General features: G+C 66.2%; 12 protein-coding genes and 2 rRNA genes. 6 read left to right on the top strand and 8 right to left on the bottom strand.

Going from position 1 to position 16568, the window contains the following annotated elements; genetic code table 11:
* Positions 1-181 precede the first annotated feature (181 nt).
* Positions 182-1204 carry a LacI family DNA-binding transcriptional regulator gene (locus AC1AYN_RS09295; RefSeq protein WP_476503165.1) on the top strand — a complete coding sequence of 341 codons (1023 nt, stop codon included), beginning with the start codon at positions 182-184 and terminating at the stop codon, positions 1202-1204.
* A 48-nt stretch (positions 1205-1252) separates the two neighbouring features.
* Here the strand turns inward: AC1AYN_RS09295 and AC1AYN_RS09300 are convergent, their stop codons facing one another.
* From AC1AYN_RS09300 to AC1AYN_RS09320, 5 genes are all read right to left on the bottom strand, one after another.
* Positions 1253-2020 carry a TraX family protein gene (locus AC1AYN_RS09300; RefSeq protein WP_476503164.1) on the bottom strand — a complete coding sequence of 256 codons (768 nt, stop codon included), beginning with the start codon at positions 2018-2020 and terminating at the stop codon, positions 1253-1255.
* On the bottom strand, positions 2017-4107 hold the full coding sequence (gene pulA, locus AC1AYN_RS09305) for a type I pullulanase (protein WP_476533014.1): 2091 nt from the start codon (positions 4105-4107) through the stop codon (positions 2017-2019). Before pulA ends, AC1AYN_RS09300 begins: the two co-directional genes overlap by 4 nt.
* A gap of 193 nt (positions 4108-4300) precedes the next feature.
* Positions 4301-5155 carry a sugar ABC transporter permease gene (locus tag AC1AYN_RS09310; RefSeq protein WP_476533021.1) on the bottom strand — a complete coding sequence of 285 codons (855 nt, stop codon included), beginning with the start codon at positions 5153-5155 and terminating at the stop codon, positions 4301-4303.
* Positions 5156-5235: 80 nt separating this feature from the next.
* A complete protein-coding gene (locus AC1AYN_RS09315) occupies positions 5236-6609 on the bottom strand; it encodes a carbohydrate ABC transporter permease (protein WP_476533022.1) in 1374 nt (457 codons plus the stop codon).
* 187 nt (positions 6610-6796) lie between these two features.
* The gene (locus tag AC1AYN_RS09320) at positions 6797-8029 is read right to left on the bottom strand and encodes an extracellular solute-binding protein (protein WP_476533015.1); all 1233 of its coding nucleotides are present in this window, start codon (positions 8027-8029) and stop codon (positions 6797-6799) included.
* A gap of 256 nt (positions 8030-8285) precedes the next feature.
* Between AC1AYN_RS09320 and AC1AYN_RS09325 the strand changes: the two genes are divergently transcribed.
* From AC1AYN_RS09325 to AC1AYN_RS09335, 3 genes are all read left to right on the top strand, one after another.
* A complete protein-coding gene (locus tag AC1AYN_RS09325; RefSeq protein ID WP_476533016.1) occupies positions 8286-10178 on the top strand; it encodes an alpha-amylase family glycosyl hydrolase in 1893 nt (630 codons plus the stop codon).
* Positions 10179-10438: 260 nt separating this feature from the next.
* Entirely contained in the window at positions 10439-12226 is a 1788-nt protein-coding gene (locus AC1AYN_RS09330) for a glycoside hydrolase family 13 protein (RefSeq protein WP_476533017.1), read from the top strand.
* Positions 12227-12346: 120 nt separating this feature from the next.
* Positions 12347-13360, top strand: coding sequence for a LacI family DNA-binding transcriptional regulator (locus tag AC1AYN_RS09335; protein ID WP_476512501.1), 1014 nt, complete (start codon positions 12347-12349; stop codon positions 13358-13360).
* A 94-nt stretch (positions 13361-13454) separates the two neighbouring features.
* Here AC1AYN_RS09335 and AC1AYN_RS09340 read toward each other — a convergent pair whose 3' ends face one another.
* A complete protein-coding gene (locus tag AC1AYN_RS09340) occupies positions 13455-14168 on the bottom strand; it encodes a histidine phosphatase family protein (protein WP_476512500.1) in 714 nt (237 codons plus the stop codon).
* Positions 14169-14258: 90 nt separating this feature from the next.
* Between AC1AYN_RS09340 and AC1AYN_RS09345 the strand changes: the two genes are divergently transcribed.
* Positions 14259-14642: a DUF4235 domain-containing protein gene (locus tag AC1AYN_RS09345; protein WP_476512499.1), complete on the top strand. Its 384-nt coding sequence runs from the start codon at positions 14259-14261 to the stop codon at positions 14640-14642.
* An 83-nt stretch (positions 14643-14725) separates the two neighbouring features.
* Positions 14726-15595, top strand: a complete 870-nt coding sequence (locus AC1AYN_RS09350; protein ID WP_476512498.1) for a nitroreductase family protein — start codon at positions 14726-14728, stop codon at positions 15593-15595.
* Between the two features lie 435 nt (positions 15596-16030).
* Here AC1AYN_RS09350 and rrf read toward each other — a convergent pair.
* Both rrf and AC1AYN_RS09360 read right to left on the bottom strand, forming a co-directional pair.
* Positions 16031-16147, bottom strand: a 5S ribosomal RNA gene (rrf, locus tag AC1AYN_RS09355).
* 172 nt (positions 16148-16319) lie between these two features.
* Positions 16320-16568, bottom strand: a 23S ribosomal RNA gene (locus AC1AYN_RS09360); the annotation flags it as partial.

A 16568-nucleotide genomic window follows, 5' to 3' on the forward strand; every position in this document is an offset into this window, starting at 1 on the left:
CCTTTGCCGTTCCAAAACTTGAGCCTACACCACTCAACTTCCACTCCGCAAGTTTTATTCCCACATTCGCCACAAAATCTTGAGCACATCCCACTCAAGTTCGAAAACACGGACGGCGACGGCAACGTTCGCAGTATGATGGAACGCCACACGGCAACGCACGCACGAGGAGGAGGACACCATGGGCAAGGCCGATATCCACGACGTGGCCAAGGCGGCCGGGGTGTCCATCTCCACCGTCTCGCGCGCGTTCACGCGCCCCGAGCTCGTCTCCGCGAAGACCCGCGCCAAGGTGCTCGCGGTGGCGGACCAACTCGACTTCAACATCTCGCGTTCCGCCACCGCGCTCAAATCCGGCCGCACGAACCGCGTGGCGCTGCTGATGAACGAGGAAATCACCAGCTGGTTCAACGCCGAGGTTTTCGCCGGACTCGAATCGGCGATGCACCCGGCCGGCTACGACATCTCCCTGTTCCAGCACATCGACACGGCGGAGAACCGGCGCGAGTTCTTCACCAACCTGCCGATCCGCCGCAACGTGGACGCGGTGGTCGTCGCCTCGTTCGCCATCGACCCGCACGAGGTGGAACAGCTCCGCCGCATCCACGTGCCGATCGTCGGCATCAACACCCCTTCCGACGAGGGTCTCGACGCGTCGGTCGGTATCGACGATGAGGAGGGCATGCGCAAGGCGACACAACATCTCATCGGTCTCGGGCACCACCGCATCGTCTACCCATGTTCGGAGGCGGTGAAGAATCTGGACGCCTCGATCGACGCCCGCACACGCGGGTTCGTCCGCGCATGCGAGGAGGCGGAAGGCAAGCACGACATCGACTGGCAGGTGCTCACCGTGCCGCGCGGCCCCGAATTCGTGGATTCCGCGCTGGCGGCCCTGCTCGCGCTCGACGAGTTCCCGGACGCGATCTGCTGCCAGATGGACATGATGGCGATTCCACTCATGGTCAAGCTGGAACGCTACGGTCACCGCACGCCGCGCGACTATTCGATCGTCGGCTTCGACGACAGCCCGTATGCGGACACGCTCAACCTCACCACGATGCGGCAGGACCCGTACGCGATGGGGCGCAAGGCGGCGGAAAAGGCGCTCGATCTCATGCAGGGCAAGACGCTCGACGCCCCGCACGAGACGGTCGAGGCGCAGCTCGTCCTACGCGGCACCGACGCCCCATACCACGACTGAACCGAACCGTCACGGACGCCCGCCAGTCCGCACCTCCAGCAGGCATATCTACAGCAGGCACCCCGCCCACAGCATCAGCGGGTACAGCGCGGCGAACACCCATGTCACCCATGCATGCCCATGCCCATTGCGATCGCGATAGCCGAGTTCGCCGTTGCGATAGTGGAGGATGGCGACGCCCACCGCCGGCGTGATGCACATGACCGCGCCCAGCAGGCCCGCGGTGAACATCATCGTGTTCTCGCGCGGCGACAGGAAACGGAACACCAGCACGAACATGAGCGTGAGCACGCCCACGGGCATGACCCTCTGCCGCACCCCGACGTGCAGCAGCAGATCCCACAGCACACCGGCCACGATCACGACCGCGGCCGTCGCCCATCGCGCGGCGCCCGCGTACCGCGCGCGGAGCCGGTCGAGCACGACCAGCACGATGAGCGCGACCAGCAGCCCCCACACGGGATTCTGCACGCGCAGGTCGAGCCATCGCCCGGTCGCCAACCGGTCGTAGGCGGGCTCGGAGAGCGCCGCGACCGCACACAGACGCAGCGCGTACCGCCTCACGTCACGCGTGTGCCGCCATCCGTCGAACAGCAGCCACGCGTAGATCGGCACCGCGCACCAGGACGCCGCCTCGCAGACGACCGCGGCCGTCAGAGCGGTCATGTTGTCCGCCGTGGGCGCGCCGAACAGCAGCGGCACGACCGTCGTCGACGCGACGGACAACGCCATAAGCACCGCGCCGACCACCTTGAGCCGGAACACGGTCAGGCCCTTGCGCCGCCTGTTCCCCGTGCCCTGTGCAACGCCGCTCATGCGCGCCTCCAGATGGTGAGGCTGCGGGCCGGCAGCGTGAGCCTGCGGCGCCGCGCGACGGTTCCGTCGTCCGCGACGTCGCCGTCATCGTCGGAACGGTAGACGCACCGCCAGTCGTCGGGCGCGATCTTCGCGACCTCGTCGTACGGGGCGGGCGTCTCCAAGGCGACGGTCGGCTGCGTGCGCACGTCGTCGGTCGGGTTGACGGCCACGCAGTCGTCGCCGACGCGGAACACGACCACCTCGTCGTCGCGCGGCACGATCGTGCGCGCGCCGCCGAAGTACGCGGGGTTGCCGCGTCGCAACGCGATGAGCGTGCGATAGTGCTCGACGAGGCGCGCGAGCCGTCGCGCGCGCCTCCAGTCGAGCCGGTTGAGCGCGGCGGGACTGCGGTAGGAGTCGGAGTCGCCGCGCTTGGTGCGCGCGAACTCCTCGCCGGACAGCAGGAACGGCACGCCGGCGGCGGTGAACACGATGCCGGCGGCGAGCCGGTTCGCGGCCATGAGGTCCGCGCACCGGCCGCCGGAGTCAACGTCGTCCGCCGCGTAGTCGGCTTCCGTGGGGAGCCGGCGCATCGCGGCGCACAGTTTGTCCCACAACGTGAGGTCGTCGTGCGCGGAGACGTATTGGATGACCTGCGCGACGGATGCGGTCTCGTGCGGCGTGCCGCGCCACGCGTCCGCCGCATGGCGGATGTCGTCCGCGTAGTCGGCGGCCGCGCCGGACAGGTATCCGGGCTCCTTGTGATAGAAGATGTGGCCGCGCACCGCGTCGCGCGTCGTATCGCAGAACGCGCCGATGCGCGGGCTCAGGTACGGCAGGCCGCGTTTGTCGGCGAGGACGACGCCGGCGGCCGGGTCGAGCGCGGTCCTGCGCGCCGACCACGGCTCGCCGTGCATGAGGATCGTCGCGCCGCCCGGCAGCTCGTCGAGCGCGGTGCGGATCGCGTTCATCGTGTCGACGTCGATGAGTCCCATCAGGTCGAAGCGGAATCCGTCGATATGGTATTCGCGCGCCCAGTACGTCACCGAATCCACGATGTAGCGGCGCATCATCGGATGCTCGGTGGCCACGTCGTTCGTGCAGGCGGAGCCGTCCGCGAACGTGCCGTCGGCGCGGCGGCGCAGGCAGTAGCCGGGGATCATGCGCTCGAACCAGTTGTCCGTGGAGAACATGTGGTTGTAGACCACGTCCATGATGACCTTGATGCCGGCGGCGTGCAGCGCCTGGATCATGCGCTTGCACTCCCTGATGCGCACCTCGCCGTGGAACGGGTCGGTGCTGTACGAGCCTTCAGGCACGTTGTAGTTGAGCGGATCATAGCCCCAGTTGAAGCCGTGGCGCGGATCGTCGTGCGCGAGGGATTCGTCGATGGAACCGTAGTCGTAGAACGGCATGAGCTGGACGGCGGTCACGCCGAGATGCTTCAGGTAGGCGACGCATGTGGGGAATTCGCCGTCGCCGTCGACGCTCGTGTCGTCGTAGGTGAACGCGAGATACGTGCCGCGATGCTCGAACGGGACGCCGCTGTGCATGTCGTCGCTGAAGTCGCCGACATGCGTCTCCCAGATGACAAGGTCGTGGCTGGCGACGTGCGGGCGACGGTCGGCCTCCCAGCCGTCCGGGTCGGTGCGCGCGAGGTCGACGACCATGCTGCGCCGGCCGTTCACGCCGGCCGCGCGCGCCCACGGGTCGGCGGTGCGGTGCGTCGTGCCGTCGGGGAATCGGACGAGATAGTCGTAGTAGACGCCGTGGCCGACGCCGTCGCAGCGCGCCGCCCACGTGCCGTCCGCGCCGGGGACGAGGTCGCGCGAGGCGAACGGGCCGGCGCAGTCGCCCGCGGATTCCGCGGCGCCGGCGATGGACGCCGCGGGCTCCTCGACGGCGGACTCGGCGTCCGAACCGTAGCGGAACAACCGCAGCGTCACGCCGGACGCGGTCGGCGCCCACACGCGGAACGTGGTGCCTGCGGCGTCCGGACGCGCGCCCAAATCGCCGCCGGCGTATACCGGCAGATCGGGGCACGGCAGGGCCGGCTCGGCGGGTGTGCCGGCGGCCACGGCCGGAATCTGCACGGGCTTCTCCATCGAAGTCTCCTTTCATGGAACGCGGCGCCCGCCGGACAGGCCGGCGAGCGCCGCGATGATATGCAAGTGACGGCCCTCCTCCGGCCCCGCAAGAACGGACCGGCCTGCGGCCGGGCCCGATCCTGCCTTCGTTCGGCTGTCGCCTCACTCAGGCTGAGGCCAGTCGGAAGCCCACTGGGCTTCCTTGGTGGCCTCAGCCCTTTACCGATCCCGCCATGGACTCCTGGTAGAAGCGCTGCATGACGATGAAGAGGATGGCGATGGGGATGGAGATCAGGACGGCGGCCGCGGCGAAGCGGGCGTACCAGTTCTGGATGTACTCCTTCTGCAGCATGAGCCACAGTCCGAGCGCCACCGTGTAGTTCGACTGCGTGCGGCAGATCACCTTCGCCATGACGAAGTCGAGCCACGGGGTGAGGAATCCGATGATGGCCTGGTAGACAATCATCGGCTTGCAGATCGGGATGATGATCTTCGTGAACACCTGCAACCGGGTGCAGCCGTCGAGCAGCGCCGCCTCGTCGAGCGAGGTGGGGATCGTGTCCATGTAGCCCTTCATCACGTAGAAGCCTGCGCCGGTGCCGGCCGAATACACGAGAATCAGCGCGAGAATCGTCATGCCGCCGCCGGTCAGGCCCATCGCCTTGAGGATGAAGTAGATCGCGGAGACGGCCATGATGCCGGGGAACATGCCGAGGATGAGCACCACGTTCATGAACGTGCGGCGCGTGCGGAAACGCAGACGGCTCATGCAGTACGCGACGGACAGCACGAACGCGATCGAGATCACGCACGTGAAGCACGCGACGATGAACGTGTTCGCGAACATCTTCGGGAAGTCGAGCACCGATTTGTCGGTGAACAGCGCGATGTAGTTGTCCAGCGAGAACTCGGTCGGGAAGAACGTCTTCGTGTACGGCGCGGTGTTCTTGTTGAAGCTTTCCGCGAACACCCACACAATCGGGATCAGCCAGATCACCGCCATAACGGCGAGGAACAGGTGCGCGAGCACGTCGCCGAGGATGCGGCGCTTGCGCGAATCGTGCATGAGGCCGTGCGATTCGGCCTTCACCGCGTCGGCGGCGCCGGCCGCACTGTCCGTGACGATGGACTTGTCGCTGTGCTTGCTCATCGGAACGCCTCCTCGTTCTTGTAGGAACCCGAATTGCGGTAGGTGACGAGCGACACCACCGCGAGGACGATGAACGTCATGATGCCGATGACCGCGCCGAGGTTGTAGTCGCCCTTGTCGACGGTCAGCTTGTACAGCCACGTGATGAGCAGGTCGGTTTTGCCCGCGGACGAGCCGATCGGCGTCGGGTCGCCGCCGGACAGCAGGTAGATCACGTTGAAGTTGTTCACGTTGCCGGTGAACGTCGTGATGAGGTACGGGGTGAGCACGAAGATGATGTACGGCATCGTGATCTGCGTGAAGATCTGCCACCAGTTCGCGCCGTCGAGCCGCGCCGCCTCGTACAGGTCGGCGGGGATGTTCTGCAGGATTCCGGTGATCTGCATGATCGTGTACGGGATGCCGACCCACAGGTTGATGATGATGACGGTGACGCGCGCCCACGTGGCGTTCGTGAAGAACGGCAGCGCGGAGTCGATCCACCCCCATTCCATGAGCAGGCGGTTGACGGCGCCCGTCGGCTGGAGCATCGTGCGCATCACGAGCAGCGAGACGAACTGCGGCACGGCGATGGACATCGAGAAGCAGGCGCGCCAGAACCCCTTGAACCGGGTGGTCCTGCGGTTGATGACCATCGCGAAGAACAGGCCGAGGAAGAAGTTGAGGAACGTGGCGAAGAACGCCCACACGAGCGTCCAGACCAGCACGGACACGAACAGGCCCGCGTTGACGGTGCCGCCGCTGTTGGAGAACACCTTGCCGAAGTTCTCGAAGCCCACCCAGTCGAACAGGACGAGATGGTCGTGGTCGTAGCTGGTGAACGCCATCGAGATCATGAAGATCAGCGGCAGGACGGTGAACACGAGGATGCCGAGCGTCGGCAGGAACATGAGCAGCTGATGCGCGCGGCCGTCGGTCAGATCGTGCAGGTCCTCGCGGATGGTCGGCGCGTGGCCGTGCTCGCGGGCCTCGCATTCGGCCCGGTAGGCGCTGCGCACGGACACCGCCCACAGGACGGCGAACGCGGCGATGAGCACGACGGTGCACACGCCGTACAGGAGGATGACCACCGAGTTGTCGCCCTTGGTGTACACCCAGAAGCCGTCAACGAGCGTCTTGCCCTGCTTCTGGTCGCCCAGGCCGGGCAGCTTCGACAGGTAGCCGGCGCCGCTGACGGCCATGAACACGATGAACGCGATCTCCAGGGCGAGGAGGACCGCGCCTTTGACGAATTGTCTGCGCGCGAAGTTGCCCAGACCGAAGACCAGGGCGGACAGTCTCGTGAACACGTCGCCGCGGGTCAGCGCGTTGCGCACCGAATACGGCGACGGCGCCACGTAGTCCGCGCCCAGCCTGCGACGGCGTTTCATCTCGCGCGGGGAAAGGGTTGCCGATGTCATTGCACCCTACCGCCTCTCAACATGGTTGATACGTGTGGAATTGTTACGTGTGGATTGATGATCGATGGTTGATGTTCGACGATCGCCGCCGGCCGCTGCCGGCCGACGAGGGAACGGGGCCGGCCCCCGAAGGAGGGAGGGACCGGCCCCGTGCGGATCACTCGGCGTAGGTGCCGACGGACTTGACCCAGGCGTCGGTCTTGGCCGCGGCGTTGTCGGCCGTGACCTCCTTGTTGACGATGGCCTTGCCGAAGGTCTCGGCCGGGGTCCACCAGTCGTTCATGCCGGCCAGGCCGGACTGCAGGATGGCGGTGTTGGCCATCGTATCGGACTGGGCCTTGGCGACCGCGTCATCGGTGGTCAGCGAGGCGAGGGACTTGTCGGTCGGGATGATGCCGCGGGTCGTGTAGTGCAGCTTCTGGGCCTCGGTGGAGCCGAGGTAAGCGGCGAACTGCGCGGCGGCCTTCGGGTTCTTGGCGTTCGGGTTGTAGGCGGCGGCCTTGGTGGCGGCGAAGGACTTCATCTGCTTGGTCTCGCCGTTGACGGTGAAGGTCGGCAGCTGGGCGACGCCCATGTCGTCGCCGAGGGCCTTCTTGATGTCGGCGGCGGACCAGGAGCCGGAGAAGAACGCGTCGGCGGTGCCGGCCTGAATCTCGGACAGGCCGGAGTTGTCGGCGCTGTTGTGGAAGTTCGGGTTGGCGGCCATGTTCACCAGGTACGTGGTGATGTCGGCGGAATCCTTCGGGAAGACCATGCCGGCCTTCTCGTCGTTGCCCTTCTCGCCGAAGAGCGTCAGGCCGTCGTAGAAGCCGCCGAGGTACCAGGAGTCGGCCAGCGGGAAGGAGACGACGCCCTTGGAGAGCATCGTGTCAAGGCTCTTGACGTCGTCGTCGGAGAACTTCGCCTTGTTGTAGTACATGAACCACGTGTTGTCGGTGTACGGCACGCCGTAGTACTTGCCGTCGGAGCCGGTGACGGAATCGACTTCGAGGCTGCCGTCCTGCTCCTTGATCTGCTTAGCGGCGTCGGTGCCGAGCTCGCCGATCGCACCCAGCTTGATGAACGTGCCGAGCTGGTCGGAGGCGAACATGTAGACGTCGGCCGCGGCGGACGGGTCGGTCTGCACCTGCTTGGAGGCATCGCCCTCGGAGACGACGTCGTTCTTCCACGTGATCTGGTACTCGGGGTGGGCCTTCTCGAAGCCCTTCTCGACCTGGCTCAGCCACGAGTCGTTGCCGTCCTGATCCTCCTGCGGGGCCCAGACGCTCAGTGTGACGGCACCGCCGTCGGCACTCTGCGCGGAATCCGCATCGGAACCGCATGCGGCGAGCGGCACCAGCATGGCGGCCGCGGCGACGAGTCCGACGATCCTCTTCTTCCAACTGATCATCTTCGATCATTCCTTTCCTGCTCGGTCGGATCTCCAACTTCACGATGACCACGTTTGCAATGCCATATTGACACTTACGCTGAATACGTTAACACCGCGGCTTTGGGGCGCTGAGATGTCTTGTATTTGCAACGCTGCGGAACATCGTTGACTCACAGTATAGCACCATTTCTGCATACGTTCGCATTTCGCGTCATCCCGCTAGAATTGCAATCGTTATGCAATGCTGCGAAACCGCATGAACACAGGAGTTTCCATGAACGCCACACCACGACACACCGCCTCCGACCCCCACTCCCCCACCTCACGCCCCGCATGGCTCGAAACGGCCGTCTTCTACGAGATCTACCCGCAGTCGTTCAACGACTCGAACGGCGACGGCATCGGCGACATTCCAGGCATCATCGAAAAACTCGACTACATCAGCGACCTCGGCTGCAACGCCTTGTGGATCAACCCCTGCTACGATTCGCCGTTCAAGGACGCCGGCTACGACGTGCGCGACTACACGAAGGTCGCGCCGCGCTACGGCACGAACGCGGACCTTGAACGCCTCTTCGCCGAGGCGCACGATCGCGGCATGCACGTCCTGCTCGACCTCGTGCCCGGCCACACCAGCGAGGAGCACGCCTGGTTCCGCGCCAGCGCACGCGCCGATTACGACGACCGCGTGGCCGCTCCCCCGGTCGACCCCGGCGACGGTCCTGCCGGCCCCACCACCGCCACCGGCACCACCCCCGGCACCGCCATCCCCACCACCGGCGCCCCAACTCCCGTCAACGTATCCGAACGCTACATCTGGACGGACTGCTGGATCGCCGGCGGCGACGGCTTGCCGTTCGTCGGCGGCGAGGAGCCGCGCGACGGCACCTACATCCTGAACTTCTTCAAATGCCAGCCGGCGCTCAACTACGGCTTCGCCCACCCGAACCAGCCGTGGCAGAAGCCGGCGCTCGGCCCGGACGCCCTCGCCACCTGCGACGCGATGCTCGACGTGATGCGCTTCTGGCTCTCGCGCGGCGCGGACGGCTTCCGCGTCGACATGTCCGACAGTCTCGTCAAGCACGACGACGACGGCAAACCGTTCACGATCCGCACGTGGCAGCACATGTTCGCGAAGATCCGCCCCGAATTCCCGCAGGCCGCGTTCGTCGCCGAATGGGGCCGCCCCTACGAGTCGATGCAGGCGGGCTTCGACATGGACTTCTACCTCGATTGGCGGTGGGGCGGCTGGCCGAACGGCTACAACATGCTGCTGCGCAACACCGACACCCCGTTGGTCCGCGACGGTGACGCCAGCTATTTCAACGCGGATTCCGGCGCGGCGATCAAACCGTTCCTCGACCAGTATCTGCCGCAGCTCGCCGACTGCGAGCGCGCGGGTGGCCTGTTCGATCTCATCACCTGCAATCACGACACGATCCGCGTCGGCCAACGCCTCACCGAACGCGAGCTGAAAATCGCGTACGGCATGCTGCTGACGATGCCCGGCTGCCCGTTCGTCTACTACGGCGACGAGATCGCGATGCGCTACCGCCCGCTGCCCACGCATGAGGGCGGCTACATCCGCACCGGCAGCCGCACGCCGATGCAGTGGGATGCGAGCGCACCGAATCTCGGGTTCTCCGATGCGCCTGTCGACCCCGCGACCGGCATCGCCGACCTGTATCTGCCCGTCGACCCCGCGCCAGACGCGCCAACGGCCGCGGCGGCGCAGTCCGATCCGGAATCGTTGTGGCATTGGATTCGCGCGATTCTCGCGTTCCGCCGCACGACGCCCGCGTTGCGCGCAAACGCCGCGTTCGAGGTGGTCGCGGGTCGCGACGGCGGCCGCGCGTTCGCCTTCCGCCGCGTCGCGCGCGACGACGGCGGGGCGAACGGCGAGACGCGTCGCGGCGACGATTCCGGCGACATCACGTCCGACGCCGCAGCCGACGACGTGATCGTCGCGATGAACCCCGGCCACGGCACCGTCACGATCGACGTGCCGGCGCGCGACGGCCATCACGATGATGCCGATCGCGCCGGCGGCGACGCCGTCATCCACGCTGCCGTCACCCGCACGATCGCGCTGGCGCTCGGCGGCCCGACGATCGCCGCGGACGGCGCGCTCGTACTGCCGCCGCAGTCGTTCGCGATTCTCGTATGATGCACGCCGCCGCGCGCATCGGCGAGCGCGGGCGGCGCGTCTGCCGTCCTGCCGCGCTTGCAACAGCGCGGCAGGACGGATTCACGACACCCCGATAACCCAATGACCGCAACGATGCTATCGTTGTCATAAACGCGACAGACAGTTCGCCGCGTGAGGGAATACACGTATACACGCCGCAAGCGGCATGCTGTGCCGCACTTGCGCACACCGCCGCACACCGGCACCGCACACCGACAACCCAAAGGAGGGCAATCCGCATGACAGCGAACAACATGCACGACGACTGGTGGAAGCAGGCCGTCGTCTACCAGGTCTATCCGCGCAGTTTCAAGGACGTGAACGGCGACGGTCTTGGCGACATCGCCGGCGTCACCGAGAAGATGGACTACTTGGAGAAGCTCGGCGTGGACGCGATCTGGCTGAGCCCGTTCTACCCGTCCGATCTGGCTGACGGCGGCTACGACGTCATCGACTACCGCAACGTCGACCCGCGTCTGGGCACGATGGACGATTTCGATGCGATGATCGCCGCCGCGCACGCCGCCGGCATCAAGGTGATGGTCGACATCGTCCCGAACCACACCGCCGACAAGCACGTCTTCTTCCAGGAGGCCCTCGCCTCCGCGCCCGGCTCCCCCGCACGCGACCGCTACATCTTCCGCGAGGGACGTGGCGAGCACGGCGAACTGCCGCCGAACGACTGGCAGTCCATGTTCGGCGGCCCGGCGTGGACGCGCGTGCCCGACGGCCAGTGGTACCTCCACCTGTTCGCCAAGCAGCAGCCGGACGTCAACTGGAACAACCCGGACATCCACGCCGAATTCATCAAGACGCTGCGTTTCTGGGCCGACCACGGCACCGACGGCTTCCGCATCGACGTGGCTCACGGCCTCGCCAAGGACCTCGACTCCACGCCGCTTGAGGACATGGCCGCGAACGACGTGCAGAACCAGCTGTGCCACGACTTCACCAGCCCGCTGTGGGACCGTCACGAAGTGCATGAGATCTACCGCGAATGGCGCCGCGAGGTGTTCGACCATTACGATCCGCCACGCTTCGCCGTCGCCGAGGCGTGGGTCGTGCCCGAGCATCAGCATCTGTACGCCTCCACCGACGAGCTCGGCCAGTGCTTCAACTTCGACTTCGCGAAGGCCGCGTGGCTGCCCGACGAGATCCGCGCCGCCATCGAAGGCGGGCTCGGCGCGGCCGCGGCCACGCACGGTTCGACCACCACGTGGGTGATGAACAATCACGACGTGCCGCGCAGCCCCACCCGCTACGGTCTGCCGCAAGTGCCGAACGCGCCCTACCACCAGCTCGCGCATGACTGGCTGGTGCGCGACGGCTCCACGTACGTCGAGGACCGTGCGCTCGGCACGAAGCGCGCCCGTGCGGCCGCGCTCATGGAGTTCGGTCTGCCCGGCGGCATCTACGTCTATCAAGGCGAGGAGCTCGGCCTGTTCGAGGTCGCGGACATCCCGTGGGATCGTCTCGAGGATCCGACCGCGTTCAACACGCGTCGCGCCGCCACCGACAAGGGCCGCGACGGCTGCCGCGTGCCGCTGCCGTGGGTCGCGGACGAGTCCGGCGAGGGCGACGCCGTGACGCCCGCCGAGTGGAGCGACCAGTTCGCCGTCGGCACGTCGTTCGGCTTCTCGCCGCGCACTAAGGCCGATGGCACGCCCGCCGAGGCCCCGCACCTGCCGCAGCCGCTGTGGTTCCGCGATTTCGCCGCGGACAAGGAGGAGCATGACGACACGTCGATGCTCGCCCTGTACCGTCGTCTGCTCGCGTTGCGCGCCGAACTGCTCACCGCCACCGGCGACACGTCCACCTTCGACTGGGTGGATATGGGCGCCGACGTGATCGCCTACCGTCGCCCGGCCGTGCCGGCCGGCGACGACGAGCCGCGCACGCTCACCTCCGTCACCAACTTCGGCGCCGAACCGGTCGCGCTGCCGGACGGCGAGATCGTGCTCGCCTCCGCCGCACTGACCGACGACGGACGCCTCCCGCAGGACGTGAGCGTCTGGGTGCTCGACTGACGATGGTTGAGTGACGGGTGTGGCGGGTGACGAGGCGGCATCCAAGCCGCCGCCTCGTCACCCGCCACACCCGTGTAAGCTGGACACGATTCGATTGTTTCCGTTACCAAGGTGGTTCGCATGAACAGCAACATCCAGGATGTCGCCAAAGCGGCGGGCGTATCGATTTCGACGGTGTCACGATCGTTCACCCGTCCCGACCTGGTGAACGCGAAGACCCGCGCACGCGTACTCAAGTTCGCCGACGAACTCAACTTCTCCCTGTCGCGTTCCGCCGCCGCGTTGAAATCCGGCCGATCGCTGCGCATCGCCGTGCTGATGAGCGGTCACATCCGCATGTGGTTCACCGCCTCCGTGATCGAGGGGCTCAACGACATCTTCCATGCGGAAGGCTACGACATCTCCATCTTCCAGATCTCCAGTATCGAGGAACGCCGCGAGTTCTTCGAGATGCTGCCGGTGCGCCGCAACGCCGACGCGGTCATCGTCGTGTCGTTCGACATCGACGCCGCCGAGACCGCGCAGCTCGCGTCGATCGACGTGCCGATCATCGGCATCAACTGCGCCGACTCCGAACAGCACGGTTTCGCCGCGTCCGTCACCATCGACGACGCGCAGGGCGCGACGCTCGCCGCACGCCACCTGCTCACGCTCGGACACCGCGACATCGCGTACATCACCACGAACCGCGACGTCTCACTGAGCTTCTCCGTACGCGGCCGTTTCGACAGATTCATGGACTACTGCCGCAAAGAAGGCGTCGAACCGCATGCCATCGAATGTCAGATCGACGACGACGGCCACTACGAGATCGGCAGCGTGGTCACGCAACTGATGAGCCTGCCGACGATGCCCACCGCCATCGCCTGTCAGGAGGACGGCATCGCGCTGCCGCTCATCTTCCAGCTGGAGCGCAACGGATTCTCCGTGCCCGGTGACGTGTCCGTTCTCGGCTATGACGACAGCTTCTACGCCGACGACATCGGATTGACGACGATTCGCCAGAACCCGGTCGAAACGGCGCGCATCGCCGCCCGTATGACCCTCGACCTCATCCGCGGACGCAACACGGACCACCGGTTCCGCACGCTCCCCGCGCAACTGGTGGTCCGTTCCAGCACCGGTCGACGCTAGCGCCGACAGTCCCACCCGCTTGCCTGTCGGGCAAGCCTTCGGCCTAAGGGCAGTCCCCACCGGACTGCCCTTCATACGGCCTCAGCGGACGGCACTAGCAGTTCCAGCGTTCGATGACGTTGTCGCCCTTGTACTTGCTGAGCACGCAGTAGTGCGCCGTGTCGAGGCGCAGCAGACGCGCGAACCGCGGTTCGACGCCCAGCCACTGCGACGTGAGGATACGCAGGATATGCGCGTGCGCGACGAACAGCACGTTGTGCCCCGCCTCAAGCAGCGGCAGCACCTCGTCGATGGCGCCACGCGCACGGGCGGCCGCCTCCTCCACGGTCTCGCCGACACCGTCATGCACCGGCACCTGCGTGCCGTCGGGCAGCGTCTCCACCCAATCAGCCTGCATATGCTCCGGCAGCGATCGCGGACCGTCACGCCACACGTCCCACTGGAATCCCGCCATCTCGCCGACCTGCTGGCGTGTGCGACCTTCCGCGCACCCGTAATCCCACTCGGCGATGCCGTCCAACGTGCCCGGATGCTCGAAACCGGCCAGCACGGCCGTCTCCCTCGCGCGCACGAGCGGACTGGAGAACACGCACCCCTCGTCGAATCCGCCGGGGAACGCGGCCGCGAGACGCTTGCCGGCATCCACGGCCTGCTGTCTGCCGACCTCCGTCAACGGAATGTCGGTACGTCCAGTGTGCTGCCCCGATTGGCTCCATGCGGTCTGCCCGTGGCGCAGGAGCACCAGGTATCCGGTGCCGCCACGGGACGTGTCGACGGCTACGGTGCCGTCCGATTGATGTGTAGTCATGGTTCCACTGTAGCCCGTGAACGCTCCCGACTCCACTGAATCGCCGTGAGGTGTTCGATTGATGATCGACGCGCCGGTAGACTGGAGGCTATGAGTGATGAGAAGCATAGCGGGGCGCATGCAGGGCCATCGTCGGCGGATCGTGCCGTCTCCGCGTTCCATCGTATCGACGAGAAGGTCGACGCGATGCGCGCACACCGGTTGAATGATCCCGATTCCCTCGGCGACAAGATCGTGACATGGGCGTTGCCGTCGCTCGCGGGACTGATCGGCGGCAAACTGTTCCAAACCATGTGGAATCGAGGCGTATCCCGTCGTAACGTGCGTCGCGGTCTCGCCGCCGACGCGCCGCAGGGATTCCTCACGCAGCTGCTGTTCACCGTGCTGTCCGCCGCGTTCGGCGCGCTCGTCTCGCAGCTGTCCGACCGCGGATCCAAGGCGATCGTCGACCGTCGTCACCGCCGCCGCCGCTGAAGGGCGACGCTGAAGGGCGACGCACGTGCGCTGCCGGCGCACCGGCGTCGCCGTTTGGCCAGTGCGCGGACGACAATGGGGTCATGGTTACTAACAGCACTATCGAAACCCTGTTGAACCGTCGTTCGATCCGCGCCTTCAAAGACGAGGCCATCGACGACGACACCCGCGCGGCGCTCGAAACGGTCGCGCAGCACGCCGCCTCAAGCCAGTATCTCAACGATTGGTCGGCGATTCGCATCACCGATCCGGCGATCAAGGCGAGGTTCGCCGAATTCGGGCATCAGCCGTACATCGCGCAGGCGCCGCTGCTCTACCTGTTCATCATCGACGAGCACCGCAACGCGCTGATCGCCGAACGCAAGGGCGTCGACGCGCATGGTGACGCGTGGACGCTGAATTCCAGCTACCGCTTCACGCAGGCGCAGAACGATGCCGTGCTCGCCCTGCACGCGATGGAGACCGCCGCCTACTCGCTGGGACTCGGCTGCGTGATTCTCGGCTCCGTGCTGAACGACATCCCCGGTCTGATTGATGTGTGCCATCTGCCGGAATACACGTATCCGGTGCTGGCGATCGCCATCGGCAAGCCGGATCAGGAGCCCGCGTTGAAGCCGCGTATGCCGCGCACGATGCAGTTCTTCGAGAACACATATCCGTCCGATGGCAGCGGTGCCGATGCCTGTGTTGGCGCCAGTACGGAAACCAATACCGAAGCTGGTACCGGTGTTGGAGCTGGCGTTGGTGTTGGTGTTGGTGTTGGTGTTGGTGCCGCCATGCTGTCAGGTCTTGACGAGTTCGATGCGACGGTGCACGAATACTACGATCTGCGTAACACAGATCGTCCGGTGGACGCGTTCAGTGATCAGATTGCCAAGGTCGGCGTGCAGGACGTCAGCGGCAAGTGCCTGCTTCCCAAGGCAGCCGCCCAAGGCTTCCGCCTAGACCGCTGACACAACTCAAGAACGGCCGTCCCCTGTTTCCTCCCGCCGTCTCTTTCGTCGGTGTCCTGGTTGTTTCCTCCCGCTGGCGGGAGGTGGCGCGTGAGCGCCGGAGGGTGGTCTTCGTGGGCGGCCCCCGTGTGTGGTGTCGGTGAGGACGCGTGCGGCGCGGGGCTCCCGTCGCGTGTGTCCGTTGTTTCCTCCCGCTGGCGGGAGGTGGCGCGCCAGCGCCGGAGGGTGGTTTTCGTGTCCCGCGCGCGTGTGGTGTCGGTGGGTGGCTGGCGGGTTCGTTCCCGTCGCGTGTGTCCGTTGTTTCCTCCCGCCGGCGGGAGGTGGCGCGTAGCGCCGGAGGGTGGTCGCACGCGCGCGTGGTGACGTGGCGTGCGTGTCGTGGTATGGGAAGGACCCCGGGAGCTGTTGCTCGACCGGGGTCCTGTTCTCGTTGTGGTGCGGCGGCGTGCTACTCTCCCACACCCTGTCGGGTGCAGTACCATCGCCGTGCCAGGTCTTAGCTTCCGGGTTCGGAATGGGTCCGGGCGTCTCCCCTGGGCCATGACCGCCGCAAATCTTCAATTATCAGGAGGGAATCGTGTCCCGTGTCTCCTGATGGCTGGTGGTTTGGGGACCGGATGGTGGACGCGTCGCTGATCGTTTTTGTGGTCACGGACCGTTGTTCCGTGTCGCGTGTTTTCGCGCAGTCTTCGCCGATGCTCTCCACACTCCTTGGGGGTGTGGGTTGTGTGTCGCGCTTCCCCGTTAGTACCGGTCGGCTCCACCCCTTGCGGGGCTTCCACGTCCGGCCTATCGACCACGTGTTCTGCATGGGGGGTCTCAGGAACCCGAAGGCTCCCCGGGAATACTTATCTTGGAGCGGGCTTCCCGCTTAGATGCTTTCAGCGGTTATCCCTTCCGAACGCAGCCAACCGGCGGTGCCACTGGCGTGACAACCGGCGTACCGGAGGTTCGTCCACCCAGGTCCTCTCGT

The organism is Bifidobacterium sp. LH_413 (assembly GCF_056357015.1).

What these genes read in the sequence shown, in the direction of transcription:
- AC1AYN_RS09295 (WP_476503165.1), top strand. Translation starts at nt 182, where the DNA reads ATGGGCAAGGCCGATATCCACGACGTGGCCAAGGCGGCCGGGGTGTCC.
- AC1AYN_RS09300 (WP_476503164.1), bottom strand. Translation starts at nt 2,020, where the DNA reads ATGAGCGGCGTTGCACAGGGCACGGGGAACAGGCGGCGCAAGGGCCTG.
- pulA (WP_476533014.1), bottom strand. Translation starts at nt 4,107, where the DNA reads ATGGAGAAGCCCGTGCAGATTCCGGCCGTGGCCGCCGGCACACCCGCC.
- AC1AYN_RS09310 (WP_476533021.1), bottom strand. Translation starts at nt 5,155, where the DNA reads ATGCACGATTCGCGCAAGCGCCGCATCCTCGGCGACGTGCTCGCGCAC.
- AC1AYN_RS09315 (WP_476533022.1), bottom strand. Translation starts at nt 6,609, where the DNA reads ATGAAACGCCGTCGCAGGCTGGGCGCGGACTACGTGGCGCCGTCGCCG.
- AC1AYN_RS09320 (WP_476533015.1), bottom strand. Translation starts at nt 8,029, where the DNA reads ATGATCAGTTGGAAGAAGAGGATCGTCGGACTCGTCGCCGCGGCCGCC.
- AC1AYN_RS09325 (WP_476533016.1), top strand. Translation starts at nt 8,286, where the DNA reads ATGAACGCCACACCACGACACACCGCCTCCGACCCCCACTCCCCCACC.
- AC1AYN_RS09330 (WP_476533017.1), top strand. Translation starts at nt 10,439, where the DNA reads ATGACAGCGAACAACATGCACGACGACTGGTGGAAGCAGGCCGTCGTC.
- AC1AYN_RS09335 (WP_476512501.1), top strand. Translation starts at nt 12,347, where the DNA reads ATGAACAGCAACATCCAGGATGTCGCCAAAGCGGCGGGCGTATCGATT.
- AC1AYN_RS09340 (WP_476512500.1), bottom strand. Translation starts at nt 14,168, where the DNA reads ATGACTACACATCAATCGGACGGCACCGTAGCCGTCGACACGTCCCGT.
- AC1AYN_RS09345 (WP_476512499.1), top strand. Translation starts at nt 14,259, where the DNA reads ATGAGTGATGAGAAGCATAGCGGGGCGCATGCAGGGCCATCGTCGGCG.
- AC1AYN_RS09350 (WP_476512498.1), top strand. Translation starts at nt 14,726, where the DNA reads ATGGTTACTAACAGCACTATCGAAACCCTGTTGAACCGTCGTTCGATC.